Here is a 17,579-nt window from a genome sequence, read left to right as displayed (position 1 = left end):
TGCCGCCATCGACACCGCCCGATAGTGTGGCGCGCGTGGAGCCGAGCGTCCTGAGCGCCGCCGATGCGGTCGACCTCGCCCATGCGCTCGTGACGGCCGTGGGGGAGGCCCACGGGGTGCGCGTGCTCCTCATCAAGGGCCCCGGCGCGGCCCACCACGGCCTGCGGCCCGTGCGCACCAGCGCCGACGCGGACGCGCTGGTCTCGCCCGCGGACCTGGGGACGATGCGCGCGGCGCTCGAGGCCGCCGGCTGGCACGAGCGCGAGGGCTCCGAGCTCTCGCACCTCTTCGCGACCCACTCGGTGACGCTCATCCACCCCGGCTGGCCGTGCGACATCGACCTGCACACCCGCTTCCCCGGCTTCCTGCGCGACCCCGCCGAGGTGTTCGAGGCGCTGTGGGAGCGCCGGGAGCCTCTCACGCTCGGCGGCGCCCAGGTGAGCATTCCCGACCGCGCGAGCGCGATCCTCATCGCGGGCCTCCACGCGCTGCGCACCCCCGCCCAGACCACCCGCCACGGCGCGGAGGTGCGGCTGCTACTGGCGCGCGTGCTCCCCACGCTGGACGATGCGGCGCTCTCGGACCTCGCCACCCTCGCCGCCGCGACGGGCTGCCAGGACACGGGCCGCCCGTTCCTCGAAGGGTTCGTGCCGCTGCCGCCGTCCACGCCCGCGCGCGTCGACCCCGCGCTCGACTTGTGGCGCCTGCGCACCGGCGCGGGCGGCGTCCCCGCCGCCCTGCATTGGCAGATCATCACCGCGGCGCCCTGGCGCGAGCGCCCGCGCATGCTCTGGGTGGCGCTGTGGCGGCCCGAGAAGGACCTGCGCCGCGATCACCCCGAGATCGGGCCCGGCCGCCTCGCCCTCGCGCGCGGCAGGCTCGCCCGCCTCGGGCGCGGGCTGCGCGGCGCGCCGCGCATCGTCGCCGGCGTGCTCGGGTCACGGCTGGGGCGCACCGACCGGTCGCTCACCCGGCCCGGCAACCCCGACGCGGAGGCGCGGCCATGACCCACGCTTCGTCCCTCCGGCGCACGCCGGGCCTCGCGGAGGTGGTCCACCCCGACCGTGCGGTGGTCCTCAACCTGCCGCGCCTCGAGGAGCAGCAGTCGCCCTACCTGTTCGAGGCCGTCGCCTACGAGATCTGGTCGCGCATCGACGGCACGCTCACCGAGGCCCAGATCGCGGCGGAGCTGGCCGCGGCGCACGGCCAGGACCGGGCGACGGTGGCCGCGGCCGTCGAGGGGTTCGTCGCGCAGCTGCGCGAGCTGGGACTGGTCGAGGCGGCGAGCGTCCCCGGGTCCGTCGAGGGTGCGCCCCTAGACTGACCGCACGGGGGACGTGAGGAAGAGGGATCCATGGAGCTCCAGGACTACCTGCGGGTCTTCCGCGCGCATTGGCTCGTCATCGTCGCGGTGACCGTGCTGGGCGGCCTGCTCGCGTTCGGCTGGACCCTCACGCAATCGAAGGTCTACACCGCGACCGGCTCCGCGATCATCACCACCGGCGCGAGCCAGGACCTCGGCAGCGCGCTCGTGGGCGACAACTACGCCAAGTCCCGCGTGAAGAGCTACCTCGACATCGCGAAGTCCCGGAAGGTCGCGGAGTTCGCCGCGGGAGAGCTGGGCCTCGACGCGAGCCCCGACGCCCTCATCGCGCGCGTCACGGTCACCAACCCGCTCGACACCGCGGTGCTACGCGTCGCGGCGAAGGGCTCCTCGCCCGAGCAGGCGCGCGACCTGGCCGAGGCGTGGATCGCCGGCATGACCGCCGTGGTCGCCGACCTCGAGAACGAGGGCGCGACCGACGACGTCACCTCGGTGGTCGCCCTCCAGACCCTCGACAGCGCGGTCCTGCCGTCCGCGCCCACCTCGCCCAACGTCCGCCTCGCGGTCGCGCTCGGCCTGCTGGTGGGCCTCGCGCTCGGCATCGGCTACGCGCTGGTGCGCGCCGCGCTCGACCGCCGCCTGCGCAAGAGCGAGGACATCGAGCGCGAGTTCGACGTCCCCGTGGTGGGCGCGCTGCCCTTCGACGCGGGTCTCCCGCGCGATCCCGCGTACAGCGCGAGCAAGGACTTCGCGATGAAGGAGGCGGTCCGCCAGCTGCGCACCAACCTCCAGTTCATGGACGTCGACAACCCGCCGCGCGTCCTGGTGATCACCTCAGCGCTGCCCGGCGACGGCAAGTCGACCGTCGCGATCATGCTCGCCGAGGCCATCGCGGACTCCGGCCAGGACGTGGTCCTGGTCGACGCGGACCTGCGCCGCCCCGTCATCGCCAAGAAGCTGCGCCTGGTCGAGGGCGGCGGCCTCACCGACGTCCTCGTGGGCCGCGCCACCACCAAGGAGGTGCTGCAGGCCTACGGCGACACGCGCCACTTCTTCGTGCTCGCCTCCGGCGCGATCCCGCCCAACCCCTCCGAGCTGCTCGCCTCCGACGCGATGAAGTCCCTGCTCTACGGCTTCCCCGAGCACGCCACCATCATCATCGACACCCCGCCGCTCATCCCCGTGACCGATGCGGCGGTGCTGACGGCGCGCACCGACGGCGCGCTGGTGGTCGCCCGCTCGGGCAGGACCACCATCGACGTGCTCGACCGCGCGCTGCAGAACCTCGACAAGGTCAAGGGCCGCGCGCTCGGCGTCATCCTCAACTCGGTGCCGCGCAAGGGCGCCCACAAGGACCAGTACGCGTACTCCTACGAGTACAAGCAGGCTCCCGTGGCGGAGCAGGCGCCCGCGCCCGCCCCGGAGGACGATGTGCACGTCGCTCCCGCGCCCGAGGCGCCCCGCGCGCCCCGGGGGCCCAAGAGCCCGCCGCACCACGCATCGTCCCGCCGTCCGGCGGACACGCGGCCCGAGGGTCTCCTCGACTGGGACCACGTGGTCGCGCGAGGCAACGCGACGCCGGCGGCCGGCGAGGCCTGACCGGATGGCGGCTGAGGGGCCCGCCCGACTCCGGGTGCTAATCGTCGACACCCGCAACTCCGGCCGCTCCGCGGCGGGGGAGAGGATGCTGCGCCGCCACCTGCAGGGCCACGGCGTGAGCGCGGACAGCATCCGCGTCACCAGCGCGGGCCTCGACGCCGTCGACGGCGAGCCGATGCTCGAGGCGGCCCGCATCGAGATCGAGCGCCACGGCGCGAACGCCGCGGGCTTCCGTACGCGTTCGCTCAGCTCCGCCATCGTCGACGCCGCCGACCTCATCATCACGGGCACCAAGGACGAGTGGGACGTGCTGGCCTCTCGCCATCCGCACGTGTCGCGCCGCGCGTTCTCCCTGTCCGAGCTCGCCTTCCTCTACGACGGCGCTGTGCGCGCCGCCCCCCTCGCCGAGCATGCCGCGATGCTCGCCCGCCGCCGCGACGCCGCTCGCTCTATCCCGCTCGACTTCGAGCTCCCGCCCATCGAGCACTACGTGGAGCACGTCTCCCAGCTGGGCGACCGCATCGACCAGGCGGCCGCGTGGGTCTCTTCGATCTGGGCCGCGCTGCTGCCCGCGCCCACCGTGGCCGAGCCGAGCGCCGACGCGATGCGGCTCGACGCCTTCGGCGTCCGCGTCGCGGTCGACTTCGCCGGCGCCGACGTCGCGCCCGTGGTCGCCGCCGCGCGGCGGATGTGGAGCCGCTGCCTGGTGGCCGGGGAGGACGATGCGCCGGTCGAGGCCGCGCTCGAGGTCACCGTCGACCGCGATCCCGCGGTACTGGCCGAGGCGCGCGCACGCGGCGGCCTCGCGTACGACGACCCCTCCCACGCGATCCACTTCCTCACCAGCTCCATCACCGTGCGCGCGATCGAGCGCCGCGTCGGCGGGCCGGTGCTCATGCATGCCGCGGGGATCGCGTCGCCGACGGGCGAGGTGGTGGGCTTCATCGCGCCGTCGGGGACGGGCAAGACCACGCTCGCGCGCACGCTCGGCGCGCACTACGGCTACGTCACCGACGAGACCCTGGCGGTCGACTCGGGGCTCGGGGTCCTCGCCTACCCGAAGCCGCTGTCGATCCTCGACCGCACCGTCGGCGGGCTCAAGGAGGAGTGGGGGCCCGAGTCGCTCGACCTCGTGCCCGTGCCGGACGCACCCCTGCGCCTCACCCGCTTGCTGCTGATCGAGCGTGACATCTACGCGGACCGGCCTGTCCTCGAGGAGCTGCCCCTGCTCGAGGGGCTCGCGCACCTGTCCGAGCAGATCAGCTACCTCGCGCGCCTGCCGCGCAGGCTCCACACGCTTGCTGACATGGTCGAGGGCGTCGGTGGCCTCGCGCGGCTGCGCTACCGCGAGGCGCGCGACGTCATCCCGCTCATGCCGCAGCTGTTCGGGCGGGCCGCCTGATGCCCGCGACGGAGCTGCCCGGCGGCGCGCGCGTGCGCTCCGTGTGGGACGACGCGATCGAGCGCGACGGCCAGATGCTGGTGCTCGCGGGCAACGAGGTCTCGCTGCTCTCGCCCGTCGCCACCGCGCTGGTCCACGCGGCCCGGGACGGCATCACGCTCGACGCGCTCGGCGCGCGGCTGGTCGAGGACTTCGGCGCACCCGAAGGTCGCGACCCGGGCGAGGTGCTGCGCGAGTTCGTCACGGCGCTGGTGCAGCGCGGCGTGATCGTCATCGAGGGCTGATCCGCGCATCGTTCGTCCTGGTATGACCGGCTTTCGGGCGTTTCGTTCCGTTGCCCGTGGCGGCGTGCGCGCCTAGGGTGGGAGGACCGCCGGGTGAGGGTCCGGCGGACGAGCTGAGGGGTTCGTCGTGAGCAGTGCTGAGGGCGGCATCTCGCGTCGCCGGGTGGTCCAGGGCGCCGCGTGGCTCACGCCTGCGGTGATGATCGCGACCGCGTCGCCGCCGGCAGCCGCGTCGACGGTGTCGCCAGCGTTCTCAGGGATCTGGCTGTCGAGCACGAGTGACGGCGGGCGGTTCACCCTCGCGCGGACCGATGCGCTGTCCGGCATCACCGTGACCTCGGTGATGGTGACGTTCAGCGTGGCCAAGTGGCCGTTCTTCATCCCCGGCCTGTACTTCCCGGCGTCGGCGTCGGCATCGGGCTGGAACGTCAGCGTCGCCAACGGCGGCTTCACCGGGGCGACAGCCTCGGTCACCCTGACCCGCACCAGCGGGTTCTTCGGCACCTTCGACTACGCGCTCACCGGCGTCTCCCGCGCGCCCTCGGTGCTCACGGTCACCATCACCTACGCCGGCGTCTCGAGCGGCACCACGGTCCTCACGCTGACCCGGTGAGGCGCGCCACCCCTGGCGCGGCCGCATCGTGCCCTCTATCCTGAGCGCGCGGGGTGAGCCCGCATGCTGAGGAGCATCATGGAGTCACGCGTCGAGGGGCGCGGCGCGCTGTCGCGCCGCAGGGTGATCGCGGGGGCGGCGTGGGCCGCGCCCGTCGTGCTGGTGGCCGCCGCGGCGCCCGCGGCGGCGACGTCGCCGGAGCCGACGCTCGCGCTGAGCCCGAGCGGATCGTCGGTCGCGCACAAGTCGAAGACCTTCACGCTGACGGGGCGTGCGTCCAAGCCGCTCGCCGGCGGCTTCTACGTCGCGGTGTCGCTCTCGAAGCCCGGCGCCACGCTGAGCGTGCCCGCGGGCTCGGCCTGGGGTGTGAGCGGCATGGTGCTCACGCACGCCGCGTCGGTCGCCGCGAGCGGCGCCGTCTCGGTGACCTTCACCGCGACCTGGGGCCGCAACGACCACATCGCCGAGGTGACGGCGGCGCTGAGCCTCTACGACGCCGCGGGCACGCTGATCGGCACCGCCGCCGCGGCCTGACCTGGCGCGCCCGCATCGTCCCTTTTATCCTGGTGGCGGAGCCGGGGGTGCGGGATGGACGAGCGCGAGCGCGACGGCGGCGGGATCTCCCGCCGCGGGGTGATCATCGGCGGGGCCTGGGCGGTTCCCGTGGTCCTGGTCGCGACGGCGCCGGCGTCGGCCACGGTGTCGCCGGAGAACCCGCTCGACGGCTCTTATGTGGTGGGCTCCGAGTCCGGTAACGACGACCTCTACCTGGTCACCATCCATCTCCCCGAGGGCGTGGTGCTCGAGGGCGCGACGCTCACCGTGCACTGGGAGCCGACCAACGGGAACGGCGCGACCGTCGAGGTCACCTCGGGCGGCTCCGCGGGAGGAACCTCGTGGCAGCCCGGCGCGACGGACGACCCCGACGTGGTGTTCATCGCCCCGGGGCCGATCACGTCGGACGACCAGTTCCTGGTGACCTTCGACAAGGGGCAGAACGGCAGCACCTGGACCGCGACGCTGTCGGGGACGGTGGATGGCCAGGACGCGTCCGCCACGTACGTGGGACAGCTCTGACGCGCAACATCCGTGCGCGAATCGGTGCATATCCGACAATATGCGCTTAGCCTGGCCCTACGTGATCGCTCCCCACCCCACCGAGGAGGCACCATGGCCGAGGCGTCCGGCGACGGCATCAACCGACGGAGGATCCTGCAGGGCGCGGCGTGGACGGCGCCCGCGGTGCTGGTGGCGACCGCCACCCCGTCCGTCGCGTCGAGCTCGTTCGTCCTCGAGTTCACCAACGTCCAGGTCAACGACAACACCGGCAACCGTGCCCAGATCCAGTTCCTCCTGCAGAACTTCACCACCCCGGACACGCCCATCACCGATATCTATGTCGAGGTGACGTACAGCGGCTCGGGCACGCTCGAGGGGCCGGGCGACCCGTGGGAGGTCACGGGCGACGGCAGCCCGTGGATCTTCTCCGACGGAGACCTTCCCTCCAACGGGGACACCGCGTTCGCGCTCTTCTACATCGAGCCGTTTGTCGACGGCGACACCCTCACACTCACCGCATATGGGACGGCGAACGGCGGCACCCTCAGCACGTCGAGCGTGACGCTTCCGTAGGGCGCGTTCTTCCAGGACCTTCGCTGCGCGGAGATGACGCCGTGATGCCTCATACTTGAGCGCGTGACGGAGATCTCGCGCAGGCGTGTGGTCGCCGGGGCGGCCTGGGCCACCCCGGCGATTCTTGTCGCCGCCTCCACGCCCGCCCTCGCGGCGTCCGGCGGCGGCGGGCCTTCAGGCGCTCCCGCGGGCGTCGTGTCGCTCGGCGCGCAGTCGCACTACCAGGATCACTACTGGGTCGCGGACCTCGGCGCCAACGTCAAGGCCAAGGTGCTCGGGTTCTACGCCCAGCTCCGGCCCGACGCGGGCCAGACCACGGCGGTGGCGATCAGCTCGCTCACGCTCACCGTCGTGGTGACCAAGGCGGACTCGGCGTTGCGGTGGGGGATCGGGAACGCGCTCGGCGGCACGAGCACGTGGCGCGCGGTCGGCTCGCCCACCGTGTCCGGGCACACCGCGACGCTGGTGCTGACCTACGCGGGCGCGCTCCCGTCGCAGGCCTACGAGGGGATCAACCTCGACAACTTCTGGTTCGAGGTGAACAACGCGAAGGCCGAGATCGCCGCGTCGCTGTCTGCGACCGACGCGAACGGCAGGACGCTCACGGCGTTCTACGGTCCCGCCTGAGCGCTCAGGCCGCCGCGCGACCTCCCCTCGCCTCGGCGCGCGCCTCGACGCGCGCGAGCACCCCGCGCACCGCATCGTCCAGGTCCGAGCCCTCGACCAGAAAGCCGTCGTGCCCCACGTTCGAGTGCAGCAGCGTGACGCCCTCGCATCGCGGGAGCGCCGCGGCGAGCCGCTCGGAGTCGCTCAGCGGGTAGAGGCGGTCCGAGTCGATCGCGACCACCAGCGCCTCGCCGTCGAAGTCGGCGAGAGCGGCCTCGACGCCGCCGCGGCCGCGCCCCACGTCGTGGGTGTTGATCGCGTGCAGCATCCGCAGGTACGTGTTGGCGTCGAAGCGGCGTGCGAGCTTGTCCGCGTGGTGGTCGAGGTAGGACTCGACCGCGAACACGCCGCCCGGGCGCAGCACGTCGCCCTCCTGCGCGTCGCGCCCGAAGCGCCCGTTGAGCTCCGGCCCCGAGCGGTACGTGGTGTGCGCGATCGCGCGCGCGATCCCGAGCCCCGTGTGCGGGCCGTCGCCCGGGGCGGCGTCGTAGTAGTCGCCGCCGCGGAAGTGCGGGTCGAGGCGGATGGCCGCGCCCTGGGTCGCGTGCCACGCGATCTGGTCCGCGGTGGTCGCCGCCGTCGCGCCGATCGCCCCGATGGCGCGCACGCGATCGGGGAAGGTCGCCGCCCACTCGACCGCGCGCATGCCTCCCATCGACGGCCCGATCACCAGGGCCCACGCGTCGATGCCCAGGTGGTCCGCGAGCCGCGCCTCCGCCACCACCATGTCGTGCAGCGTGACGTACGGGAACTCCGATCCCCACGGATGCCCGTCGCTCGGGTGGGGGTGGGCCGGCCCGGTGGTGCCCTGGCAGCCGCCCAGCACGTTGGCGCTCACCACGAAGTACCGGTCGGTGTCGATCGGCCGCCCGGGCCCGACCAGCCCGTTCCACCAGCCGCCCGTGAGGTGGCCGTCGCCCGCGTCCCCGGCGACGTGGCTGTCGCCGGTGAACGCATGCGCGACGTAGATCGCGTTGTCCTTGGCCGCGTTGAGCGCACCCCAGGTCTCGTAGGCGAGCGTGACGTCGATCCCGCCGCGCGGATCGGCCTCGAGCGGCAGCCACCCGAGGTCGACGAACCTGCGGCTCCCCGGGTGGTCGCCGGGCCGCCAGGCGGACGATGCGGGGATCGGGCCCAGCGCGGCCGTCGCCTCCGCGCGCGACGGGGTGGAGCCCGGCGACCACGCCGTCTCGACATGGTCGCCGCTCATGCGAGGGCCGCCCGCGCATCGTCCCGCCGTGCGCCGACGGCCGCCGCGGCCTCGAAGCCCAGGAAGAGGTCCCCGAGGATGTCGTCGATGTGCTCGATGCCCACCGCGAGGCGCACCAGGCCCGGCGTGACGCCGGTGCTGCGCTGCTGGTCCTCGGTGAGCTGCGAGTGTGTGGTGGTGGCGGGGTGGATCGCGAGCGAGCGCACGTCGCCGATGTTGGCGACCAGCGAGTGCAGCTCGAGGGCGTCGACGAAGGCCTGGCCGGCCTCCTTGCCGCCGGCGATCTCGAAGGCGAGCACCGCGCCGCCGCCCTTGGGTGCGTACTTGCGCTGGAGGTGGTGCCACGGGCTCGAGCTGAGGCCGCTGTACGCGACGGACAGGACCTGGGGGTGGCCCTCGAGGAAGTCGGCCACCTGGACCGCGTTGCTCACGTGACGCTCGAGGCGCAGGCTGAGCGTCTCGATGCCCTGCGCGATGAGGAACGCGTTGAACGGAGAGATCGCCGCGCCGGTGTCGCGCAGCAGCTGGACGCGGGCCTTGAGGATGAAGGCGAGGTTCGCGCCCAGCGGGCTGCCGACCCCGAGATCGCGCGCGTAGACCAGGCCGTGGTAGCTCGGGTCGGGGGAGTTGTACTGCGGGAACCGGTCGGGCTGCCGCGCGAAGTCGAACGTGCCGCCGTCGACGATGACGCCGCCGATCGCGGTGCCGTGCCCGCCCAGGTACTTGGTGGCGGAGTGGGTGACGATGTCCGCGCCCCACCGCAGCGGGTTCACCAGGTAGGGGCTGGCGACGGTGTTGTCGACGATGAGCGGGACGCCGGCCTCGTGCGCCACCGCGGCCACCGCCTCGATGTCGAGCACGTCCTGCTTGGGGTTGGAGATCGACTCCCCGAAGAACGCCTTGGTGTTCCCGCGGGTGGCGCGGCGCCACGCCTCCGGGCTGTCCGGCTCGTCGACGAACGTCACCTCGATGCCGAGCCTGGGCAGCGTGTACGCGAAGAGGTTGTACGTGCCGCCGTACAGCGACGGCGAGGCGACGATGTGGTCGCCCGCCTCCGCGAGGTTCTGGATCGCGAGGGTGTTCGCTGCGCTGCCACTGGCGACCAGCAGTGCGCCCACGCCGCCCTCGAGCGCCGCGATGCGGTCCTCGACGGCCTGCTGCGTGGGGTTGCCGATGCGCGTGTAGATGGGTCCCAGCTCGCCGAGCGCGAAGCGCGCCGCCGCCTGGTGGGTGTCCTCGAAGACGAAGGACGTGGTCTGGTAGATCGGGAGGGCGCGGGCGCCCGTCGCGGCGTCGGGGGTCTGGCCGGCGTGGATCTGGAGGGTCTCGAAGGCCCAGTCGTGCGTGGTGGTCATGGTGGCTCCTGTGTGTGGTCGCGTGTCCTGCTGGTTTTTGGCGGGGCGGGGCCGCGCCTCCGGGCCAGGTGTCACCGACCGCCGGGCGTGCAAGCGCGCCGACCGTCCGCGACCCCGGAGGGCGCGGTGCGACACGTGCGAGCGGGCCCGTGATCAGGGGGTAGGGCCTACGGTCACCCCTCCGCCTCGGCGGTGGGGTTCGCGGCCGGCGCCCTCACGGGCGCACGCCTAACGTGCGCGGGTCAGCGGCACATTCGACGGAGCATGGGTGCGACTGTAGGGGGTCGGCGCCGGGATCCGCAAGGGCGCGTCATCCCGGGTTCGCGCCCGGTTGCTGCCGAAGTGCCCCTTGCGTCCGGCCTGGGTGGCGCCTATACCTGGGTCAAGCACCAATCGCCATCCCCGGAGCGTGGAGCAGCCGATGACCGGATCGTCGAACCGTCGCCTTGCCGTCTTCCTGCACTTTCACAAGGCGGGAGGCTCCAGCGTCGTCGAGCTCGCGCGGCGCAACGGCGAACGCTTCCACTCCCCTCATGTCAACGGGAACCCGCTCGACGCGCACGGGAAGATCCACCGGCCGTGGGACCTGTCCGACAGGGGTCTCGACGCGTACGTCGACACGCTGCTGGACGAGGGCGTCACCTTCCTCGCGACGGAGTGGGCGGTGCCCACCCTCGAGGTCCTCCGCGGCCGGCCCGACGTCCAGGTGGTGACCGTGATCCGCGAGCCGGTCGCGAGGCTCGTCTCGAACTTCCGCTACGACCGCGCGAAGGGCTACACCGAGCACACCGACGTCCTGTCCTTCGTCGACGACCACATCGCGCTGCACACGTCGACGGACTACTACACCAAGATGCTGCTCGGCCGGCGCTGGTGGGAGGACGCCCCCCGCGAGGACCAACTCGACGCCGCCGAGGCTCGGCTCGCGCATGTCGACGCGGTCGGCGTGCTCGAGGCTCCGGGCTGGGTCGAGGACATCTGCGCGACGCTCGGCTGGGAGCCGTCGGCCGTGAGCTCGAACCCGCATCGTGCCAGCCTTCCCTCGCGCGCGAAGAGCGCGGCGCGGTACCTCGGTAGCGGTCGGCTCGACCTCGCGGCCCGGATGTTCCAGGCGCCGCCCGAGGTGTCCGCCGAGCAGCGGGCGCAGCTGCGCGAGCGGTGCGCGCTCGACCTCGAGCTCTACGACCGCGTGGCGCGGGCGCGTCTCGGGGCGGCGGGGACGGCGGACGCCGCGGCCTGAGCGGGCGCGAGCAGCGCTCGCCATTGACACGGGCCGGGCGATATGACCCAATGTGGAGTGATGCGGCACACCCAGGCGCCGCTTCCACGAGGGGGGAATCGTGGCCAAGCCTGCTGAGGCGTCCGTGCCCGCGCCGGGTCGCGCGGGGCGGCGGTGCGGGCCATGAACGTCTCGATGAACGCCCTCCGCATCCTCGCGGCGATCCTCGTGGTGGTGAGCCACGTCCGCGCGATGTTCTTCGTCGACTTCGTCGACGCCGCGGATCAGGGCCTGGTGGCGCAGACGCTGTACGCCTCCACGTCGCTCGGCCACCAGGCGGTGATCGTCTTCTTCGCACTGAGCGGGTACTGGGTCGGAGGTGCGGCGATGCGTGCCGTGCGGCGCGACCCGCCGTCGCTCGGGCACTATGCACGCGCCCGCCTCACGCGCTTGTGGCTGGTGCTCGTCCCGGCGATCGCCCTCACCGAGCTGCTCGATCGCGTCGGAGCCGCGATCCGCCCGGACAGCGACGTCTACCAGGGGTCATCCGCCTACCACACGGTCGTCCCGGTAGGTGGGCCGCTTCCGAGCCTCGACGCGGTCGACGCGCTGGGCAACGCCGTGTTCCTGCAGCGGCTCTACGTGCCGGCGCTCGGCACCAACTCGCCGCTGTGGTCGCTCATGGCGGAGTTCTGGTACTACCTGCTGTTCCCCGCAGCGTTGCTGGTGCTCAAGCGCGGCGCCTCATGGCGCGTGCGCGTCGCCGCGGTGCTCACCCTCGCGGCGGGCATCGCCGTGGTCTCGTTCCCGACCGAGCCCCGTGCCCCGGGCGTGCTGGCGCTGTTCCCGGCGTGGCTGCTCGGCGCCGCGGTCGCGTGGCGCCGCGACGCCATCGCGGAGGTGCTCGACAGGATCGGCGGTCCCGTGCTCGCCTCGGTGCGGGCGATCCTGGTGGTCACGGTGCTCGCGTGCGCCGCCGTGGACACCACGCGCGGCACCCGCGCCACAACCCTCGCCCTCGCCCTGGCGACCGCCGCCATGGTGGCCTCGTTCATCACGGACATCCGCTCGCCGCGCGCGCGGCGCATCGTCGCCCCGGTCGCGACGTGGGCCGAGTGGTCGTACTCGCTGTACGCCACCCACATGCCGGTCGTGGCGCTGCTCGCCGCGCTCATCGTGCCGCTCGCGAGCGATCGGTGGGCGCTCACCCCGGTGACCTACCTGGGTCTGCTGGGCATCACCCTGGTGCCGGTGGCCGTCGCGCTCGGCTTCTACCAGCTGTTCGAGCGGCACACCGACCGCGTGCGGCAGCTGGTCACGCCCAAGGGGTCGCGCCGGGACGCGCGCCGTGAGGAAGCACCTGCGGTCGCGTCCGGCGAGCAGTGAGCCGAACTCAGAGCCCTCGCTCGAACTCGTCCATGAAGGCGATCATCTGCGCCGCCTCGACCAGGAAGCCGTCGTGGCCCACGGGGGAGTGCACCACCTTGATCCCGTTCGATCCCGACAGCGCCGCGTCGAGCCGCTGCGAGTTCGCCATGGGGTACAGGCGGTCCGAGTCGATCGCGATGACCAGCGCGGGATCGGTGTAGCGCGCGAGGGCGGTCTCGACGCCGCCGCGGCCGCGGCCCACGTCATGCGACTGGATCGCCTGCGCGAGCCGCACGTAGGTGTTGGCGTCGAAGCGTCGCGCGAGCTTGCGCGCGTGGTGCTGCAGGTAGCTCTGGACGGAGAACAGCCCGCCCCTGCCCAGCGGGTCGCCCTCGCCCTGGTAGCTGCGGTCGAAGCGGTCGTTGAGCTCGCCGGCGCTGCGGTACGTGGTGTGCGCGATCATGCGCGCGATGCCCATCCCCACGTGGGGGCCGTCGCCGTCGGCGGCGTCGTAGTAGTCGCCGCCGCGGAACTTCGGGTCCGCCTGGATGGCGGCCAGCTGGGCCGTCGACCACGCGATCTGGTCCGCGGTGGTCGCGCCCGTCGAGCCCACCGGCGCGATCGCGCCGACGCGGCCCGGTGCCATCACGGTCCACTCGAGCGCGCGCATGCCGCCCATGCTCGGACCCGTCATGAGCCTCCACCGGTCGATCTCGAGGTGGTCCATGAGAGCGATCTCCGCGCGGGCCATGTCGCGCATCGTCACGTACGGGAAGCGGGAGCCCCACGGCCGCCCGTCCTCCGGGTGCGCGCTGGACGGGCCGGTCGAGCCCTGACAGCCGCCGATGACGTTCGCGCACACGATGAAGTGGCGGGCCGGGTCGATGGGCTTGCCCGGGCCCACCATGGCGTTCCACCAGCCGCCCGTGTGGTGGCCCGGCTCGGCGGGGCCGAACACGTGGCTGTCGCCCGTGAGCGCGTGCGCGACGTACACGGCGTTGTCCTTGGCCGCGTTGAGCGTGCCCCAGGTCTCGTAGGCGAGGGTGACGTCGGGCAGCGTGCCCAGGGGGTCGGCCTCGAGGGCGAGGTCGCCCAGGCTGAGGAACAGCCGGCGCCCCGGGTGGTCGCCCTCGCGCCATGCCGCGCTCGCGGGGATGGGTGCGCCCGCGCCGGGCCCCTCGTCGGCGGCCTTCGCGTCGGTCTCGATGCCGTCGTCGTCCATGGCGTTCAGCCTAGAGGGCGCAGGCGGGCGCGCGGCGCCTCCCGTGCCCACGCATCGTCCCGGGCCCTAGCGGCGTCGGAGCGTCGCCGCGACCCGGGCGCGGAGGCGCGGTCCGTGGACGCCCGCGACGGTGCGGTAGCTCAGGCCGCGCCGGCGGCTGCCGGTCGCCGCGAACCTCACGGGTGCGAGCGCGTTGACCGCCTCGTACAGCGCGAGGGAGCCGACGAGGACCGCCGCCACCGTGACGGCCCAGCCGAGCCAGCCGACGATCCCGACGCTCATGAGCGCCGCTCCGACGAGGATGATGAGCGGCTGATGCACCAGGTACACCACGAGCGAGCTGTCGACCAGCCACGTGATGGTCCTGCTGGGGCGGTCGAGCCGGGCGGCCGCGACCTTGAGGGCGAGGACCGTCATCGCGAGGCCGCCGACGGTCCACGAGGCCGCGTGGACGGCGTTCACCGCGGCCGACTCCCGCTGATCCACGAGCTCGATCCATAGCACCGCGCCGACGGTGAGCGCCGCGACCGCCGCGACCCATCGGGTCGAGAGCGACAGCGCGGCCGCGAGGGTGGTGGGGGACATGCCGAGGAGCCCGCCCAGCACGAAGGCGGGCGCGAACATGATGAGGTTGCGCGTGAGCAGCGAGTGCGTCAGCGCCTCGGCGTTGCTCGCCTGCCACGCGGCGAGGCCGAGGATCACGGCGACGCCCGCCGCCGCGGCGAGCGCGAGCGCGACCGAGTGCGGACGGGCCGTGAAGGCCTGCGAGACGCGCGTGGCGAGTCGCAGGGCGCCCCGACGGACGGGCGTCGCGGCGATCAGCGCCAGCGCCGCCGAGTACAGCAGCAGGTTGAGCAGGAACCACAGGTGCATCAGCCACCTGCTCGACGGGGCGGCCGCGGTGGTCTCGACCGCCGCGAGCGCACCGGCGAGGTCGCCCGTGCGCGCCCAACCGATCAGCGCCCACTGGATCGGGTTGAGCAGCAGCATCCCGAACAGCAGCGGGAAGCCGAGCCGGACCGCCCGCCCGCGCAGCCAGGCGCCCGGAGCGCGGCGTCCCAGGATCATGGTGCTGAAGATGCCTGCGACCACGAAGAATGCGGGCATGCGCCAGATGTGGAGGAACTCGGCGAACGCGTCCAGCGACGGCGACTCCGTGGGGCTCTGGATGAACCAGGGGATCCCGCTGAAGGCCTGCGCCGTGTGGAACGGGATGCCCAGGAGCATGAGCGCGGCACGGAGCCCATCGAGGTACTCGATGCGTCCGCTGGCGGTGCCCGGGGCGGCGGCCATGCGCACACCTTGTCACGGCGATAGCGGACAGTCCAGGTATTTCATGCGTCGCGAGCATTTCGGGCGGATGCGGCGGCCGGAGGTCGGCTCGAGGTGCCGCCCGGGTCTTCCCCCGACGGCCCTCCGCGCCTAGTATCGGTGGCGGACGTGACTCGTGTGACGGATGTGACAAGGGCGGTGGATGTGACGGCTGGGCTGAAGCGGGTGCTCGCGCTCGCGGCGATGTTCGCGATCGCCAGCGCCGTGGTGGTGGCGGCGCCGCATCGTGCCCGCGCCGACGAGTACCCGGGCCAGGCCGAGATCGACGCTGCGCGCGCCGCGGCGAACGACGTCGCGTCCGGCATCGACGAGCTCGATGGCGCGATCGCGCAGCTCGCGGCCGCGCGCGACGAGGCGGAGACGAACGCCCTGGTCGCCGGCGCCGACTACATGGATGCGCAGGAGGCCTCGGACGCGGCCGACGACACGCTGGTCGCCGCGGAGGCCCGTGCCGAGCAGGCCGAGAAGGACCTCGCGGAGGCCCGTGCCAACCTCGCCTCGGTCGCGCAGGCCGCCTACCGCGACGCCGGCTCGATGAGCCAGATCGGCGCCGTCGTGGGGGCCGAGACCGTCGACGACGTCATCGCGCGCTCGGAGGCTTTCACGCGCGGCTCCGACGAGGCGGACATGTGGGTCCAGCGCGTCAAGGCGGCCGAGCTGGTCGCCTCGACCATGCACGAGTACGCCGACGAGGCTGCCACGGAGGCGCAGGCCGCCGCCACGGAGGCCAAGTCCGCGTACGCGGAGGCGCAGGACGCCCAGGCCTACGCCGAGCGCGCCGTCGAGCAGGCCAATGCCACGCGCGCCGATGCGGTGGTGCGCCTCGCGGAGCTGCGCGGCGTCACGGTCCAGCTCGAGGAGGAGCGCCAGGCCGGGCTCGAGGCCGCGCGTGCGGCCCAGGCCCAGGCCGAGGCGCAGGAACGGCTCGAGGCCGCCGAGCAGGAGGAGCAGGAGCAGTCCCGCCCGCGCCCCACGGCGACGAGGACCTCCGAGCCCGAGCCTGACTCCACCAAGACGTCGACCCCCAAGCCGACCAAGACGTCCGAGCCTGACTCCACTAAGACGTCGGAGCCGGAGGAGACGAAGACCTCCGAGCCCGAGCCGACCAAGACCTCGACCCCCAAGCCGACCAGCACGCCCGAGCCGGAGAAGCCCGCGACCACGTGGCGCTCGACCGCGGCCCAGGGCGTGGCGGCGGCGAACGCGGCGATCGCGCTGTCGGGCAAGCCCTACCTGCTGGGCGGCGCCGGCCCCACGTACTACGACTGCTCGGGGCTCACCTCGACCGCGTGGAGCTCCGCCGGCATCTACATCACGCGCACGTCGCGCTCGCAGTACGCCGCGACGTCGCACCTCGCGTACTCGCAGCTGCGCCCGGGCGATCTGGTCTTCTGGGCGACCAACACGTCCGACCCGTCGACCATCTACCACGTGGCCATGTACGTGGGCGGCGGCATGGTGATGGAGGCGTCGAACCCGTCGCGCCTGTCGGGCACGCGCGGGCTCTACGCGTGGGGCAGCGCGAACCTGATGCCGTACATCGGCCGCCCGTAACCCCACCCCCGGCGGGACACTTCCAACGGAGTTGGTCCCGGGTTGTCGGCGTGTCGGTGCGCGAAACCCGGTCGTGCCCGGCGTGTCGCGGCGAATTCCGTTGCCAGTGTCAGCGAGCCGGGCGGGGCGGGCCAGGGCGGGGCGGGGCGGGGCATGCGAAAGGCCCCCCGGCGATCCGAGGGGCCTTCCGCGTCACAGACTCAGTGGTCCTGCGGCGGGTGCAGGGGGTTGAGGGTCGCGAAGGGCGTGCCCTTGGCGCGCTCGAACGACGAGCGGATCTCGTCCTCCGCCTCCTCGCGCGACACCCAGTGGGCGCCCTCGACGGACTTGCCGGGCTCGAGGTCCTTGTAGACCTCGAAGAAGTGCTGCACCTCGAGACGGTGGAAGTCCGAGACGTCGGTGAGCTCCTGGCGCCACGTCTGACGCTGGTCGCCGACGGGCACGCACAGCACCTTGTCGTCGCCGCCGGCCTCATCGCGCATGCGGAACATGCCGAGCGCGCGGCAGCGGATCTGGCAGCCGGGGAACGTGGGCTCCTCGAGCAGCACCAGCGCGTCCAGCGGGTCCCCATCCTCGCCGAGCGTGCCGTCGATGAAGCCATAATCATCGGGGTAGCGCGTGGAGGTGAACAGCATGCGGTCGAGAACGATGCGACCGGTGTGGTGGTCCACCTCGTACTTGTTGCGCGAGCCCTTCGGGATCTCGATGGTGACGTCGAATTCCATGCCTGGCGTCCTTACGGGTTAGGTCAGAGGTCCTGGTGAGGAACGGTACTAGTGTGGCGCAAGTTCGGAGGTCG

General features: G+C 72.9%; 18 protein-coding genes. 13 read left to right on the top strand and 5 right to left on the bottom strand.

The annotated features are described in order from the left end of the window. Positions 1–35 precede the first annotated feature (35 nt). The 10 genes from AOM09_RS10395 to AOM09_RS15565 all read left to right on the top strand — a co-directional run bounded on the left by AOM09_RS10395 (position 36) and on the right by AOM09_RS15565 (position 7,481). Positions 36–1,007: a nucleotidyltransferase family protein gene (locus tag AOM09_RS10395; protein WP_169747643.1), complete on the top strand. Its 972-nt coding sequence runs from the start codon at positions 36–38 to the stop codon at positions 1,005–1,007. Then, positions 1,004–1,324, top strand: a complete 321-nt coding sequence (locus AOM09_RS10390) for a PqqD family protein (RefSeq protein WP_062387859.1) — start codon at positions 1,004–1,006, stop codon at positions 1,322–1,324. The genes AOM09_RS10395 and AOM09_RS10390 overlap by 4 nt, the downstream gene beginning before the upstream one ends. A 30-nt stretch (positions 1,325–1,354) precedes the next feature. Next, positions 1,355–2,923, top strand: coding sequence for a tyrosine-protein kinase domain-containing protein (locus AOM09_RS10385; RefSeq protein WP_062387857.1), 1,569 nt, complete (start codon positions 1,355–1,357; stop codon positions 2,921–2,923). 34 nt (positions 2,924–2,957) lie between these two features. Further along, entirely contained in the window at positions 2,958–4,325 is a 1,368-nt protein-coding gene (locus tag AOM09_RS10380; protein ID WP_169747642.1) for an arsenate reductase/protein-tyrosine-phosphatase family protein, read from the top strand. Then, the gene (locus AOM09_RS10375) at positions 4,325–4,609 is read left to right on the top strand and encodes a hypothetical protein (protein ID WP_062387850.1); all 285 of its coding nucleotides are present in this window, start codon (positions 4,325–4,327) and stop codon (positions 4,607–4,609) included. The genes AOM09_RS10380 and AOM09_RS10375 overlap by 1 nt, the downstream gene beginning before the upstream one ends. A 127-nt stretch (positions 4,610–4,736) precedes the next feature. Next, positions 4,737–5,222, top strand: coding sequence for a hypothetical protein (locus AOM09_RS10370; protein WP_156162332.1), 486 nt, complete (start codon positions 4,737–4,739; stop codon positions 5,220–5,222). Positions 5,223–5,300: 78 nt separating this feature from the next. Then, positions 5,301–5,756, top strand: a complete 456-nt coding sequence (locus AOM09_RS10365; RefSeq protein WP_062387844.1) for a hypothetical protein — start codon at positions 5,301–5,303, stop codon at positions 5,754–5,756. Positions 5,757–5,810: 54 nt separating this feature from the next. After that, the gene (locus tag AOM09_RS10360; protein ID WP_062387841.1) at positions 5,811–6,299 is read left to right on the top strand and encodes a hypothetical protein; all 489 of its coding nucleotides are present in this window, start codon (positions 5,811–5,813) and stop codon (positions 6,297–6,299) included. 93 nt (positions 6,300–6,392) lie between these two features. After that, the gene (locus AOM09_RS10355) at positions 6,393–6,854 is read left to right on the top strand and encodes a hypothetical protein (RefSeq protein WP_062387835.1); all 462 of its coding nucleotides are present in this window, start codon (positions 6,393–6,395) and stop codon (positions 6,852–6,854) included. Between the two features lie 63 nt (positions 6,855–6,917). Continuing rightward, positions 6,918–7,481 (top strand): hypothetical protein, encoded by a 564-nt coding sequence (locus AOM09_RS15565; protein ID WP_062387832.1) that lies wholly within the window; start codon positions 6,918–6,920, stop codon positions 7,479–7,481. Between the two features lie 4 nt (positions 7,482–7,485). Here the strand turns inward: AOM09_RS15565 and metX (AOM09_RS10345) are convergent, their stop codons facing one another. Both metX (AOM09_RS10345) and AOM09_RS10340 read right to left on the bottom strand, forming a co-directional pair. Beyond that, complete coding sequence (gene metX, locus AOM09_RS10345) at positions 7,486–8,730, bottom strand: homoserine O-acetyltransferase MetX (RefSeq protein ID WP_082099030.1); 1,245 nt, start codon at positions 8,728–8,730, stop codon at positions 7,486–7,488. Beyond that, positions 8,727–10,085 carry a bifunctional o-acetylhomoserine/o-acetylserine sulfhydrylase gene (locus tag AOM09_RS10340; protein ID WP_062387830.1) on the bottom strand — a complete coding sequence of 453 codons (1,359 nt, stop codon included), beginning with the start codon at positions 10,083–10,085 and terminating at the stop codon, positions 8,727–8,729. Before AOM09_RS10340 ends, metX (AOM09_RS10345) begins: the two co-directional genes overlap by 4 nt. 421 nt (positions 10,086–10,506) lie before the next feature. Here AOM09_RS10340 and AOM09_RS10335 point away from each other — a divergent pair, with 421 nt between their 5' ends. Continuing rightward, the gene (locus AOM09_RS10335; protein WP_062387828.1) at positions 10,507–11,325 is read left to right on the top strand and encodes a hypothetical protein; all 819 of its coding nucleotides are present in this window, start codon (positions 10,507–10,509) and stop codon (positions 11,323–11,325) included. Between the two features lie 162 nt (positions 11,326–11,487). Next, positions 11,488–12,690 carry an acyltransferase family protein gene (locus AOM09_RS10330; RefSeq protein WP_062387825.1) on the top strand — a complete coding sequence of 401 codons (1,203 nt, stop codon included), beginning with the start codon at positions 11,488–11,490 and terminating at the stop codon, positions 12,688–12,690. A 7-nt stretch (positions 12,691–12,697) separates the two neighbouring features. On the opposite strand, the gene metX (AOM09_RS10325) is transcribed toward AOM09_RS10330, so the two are convergent. Together metX (AOM09_RS10325) and AOM09_RS10320 are read right to left on the bottom strand one after the other, a co-directional pair. Next, entirely contained in the window at positions 12,698–13,894 is a 1,197-nt protein-coding gene (gene metX, locus AOM09_RS10325) for a homoserine O-acetyltransferase MetX (RefSeq protein WP_082099029.1), read from the bottom strand. Positions 13,895–13,960: 66 nt separating this feature from the next. After that, positions 13,961–15,187, bottom strand: a complete 1,227-nt coding sequence (locus AOM09_RS10320) for an acyltransferase family protein (RefSeq protein WP_062387823.1) — start codon at positions 15,185–15,187, stop codon at positions 13,961–13,963. Between the two features lie 183 nt (positions 15,188–15,370). Here AOM09_RS10320 and AOM09_RS10315 point away from each other — a divergent pair, with 183 nt between their 5' ends. Beyond that, positions 15,371–16,780, top strand: coding sequence for an NlpC/P60 family protein (locus AOM09_RS10315; RefSeq protein WP_156162331.1), 1,410 nt, complete (start codon positions 15,371–15,373; stop codon positions 16,778–16,780). A 200-nt stretch (positions 16,781–16,980) separates the two neighbouring features. On the opposite strand, the gene AOM09_RS10310 is transcribed toward AOM09_RS10315, so the two are convergent. Further along, positions 16,981–17,505 (bottom strand): inorganic diphosphatase, encoded by a 525-nt coding sequence (locus AOM09_RS10310; protein ID WP_062387818.1) that lies wholly within the window; start codon positions 17,503–17,505, stop codon positions 16,981–16,983. Between the last annotated feature and the right edge of the window lie 74 nt (positions 17,506–17,579).

This window comes from Demequina iriomotensis (assembly GCF_000971395.1).
Classification (GTDB): Bacteria; Actinomycetota; Actinomycetes; order Actinomycetales; family Demequinaceae; genus Demequina; species Demequina iriomotensis.
Note: the sequence above shows the minus strand (reverse complement) of the source record. Positions and strands in the feature narration are given on the sequence as shown.

Excerpts from the sequence above, each read along its gene's own strand:
- AOM09_RS10320 (WP_062387823.1), bottom strand. The coding sequence starts at position 15,187 with ATGGCCGCCGCCCCGGGCACCGCCAGCGGACGCATCGAGTACCTCGAT.
- AOM09_RS10365 (WP_062387844.1), top strand. The coding sequence starts at position 5,301 with ATGGAGTCACGCGTCGAGGGGCGCGGCGCGCTGTCGCGCCGCAGGGTG.
- AOM09_RS10340 (WP_062387830.1), bottom strand. The coding sequence starts at position 10,085 with ATGACCACCACGCACGACTGGGCCTTCGAGACCCTCCAGATCCACGCC.
- AOM09_RS10310 (WP_062387818.1), bottom strand. The coding sequence starts at position 17,505 with ATGGAATTCGACGTCACCATCGAGATCCCGAAGGGCTCGCGCAACAAG.
- metX (WP_082099029.1), bottom strand. The coding sequence starts at position 13,894 with ATGGACGACGACGGCATCGAGACCGACGCGAAGGCCGCCGACGAGGGG.
- AOM09_RS10360 (WP_062387841.1), top strand. The coding sequence starts at position 5,811 with ATGGACGAGCGCGAGCGCGACGGCGGCGGGATCTCCCGCCGCGGGGTG.
- AOM09_RS10385 (WP_062387857.1), top strand. The coding sequence starts at position 1,355 with ATGGAGCTCCAGGACTACCTGCGGGTCTTCCGCGCGCATTGGCTCGTC.
- AOM09_RS10335 (WP_062387828.1), top strand. The coding sequence starts at position 10,507 with ATGACCGGATCGTCGAACCGTCGCCTTGCCGTCTTCCTGCACTTTCAC.
- AOM09_RS10330 (WP_062387825.1), top strand. The coding sequence starts at position 11,488 with ATGAACGTCTCGATGAACGCCCTCCGCATCCTCGCGGCGATCCTCGTG.
- AOM09_RS10355 (WP_062387835.1), top strand. The coding sequence starts at position 6,393 with ATGGCCGAGGCGTCCGGCGACGGCATCAACCGACGGAGGATCCTGCAG.
- metX (WP_082099030.1), bottom strand. The coding sequence starts at position 8,730 with ATGAGCGGCGACCATGTCGAGACGGCGTGGTCGCCGGGCTCCACCCCG.
- AOM09_RS10390 (WP_062387859.1), top strand. The coding sequence starts at position 1,004 with ATGACCCACGCTTCGTCCCTCCGGCGCACGCCGGGCCTCGCGGAGGTG.
- AOM09_RS10375 (WP_062387850.1), top strand. The coding sequence starts at position 4,325 with ATGCCCGCGACGGAGCTGCCCGGCGGCGCGCGCGTGCGCTCCGTGTGG.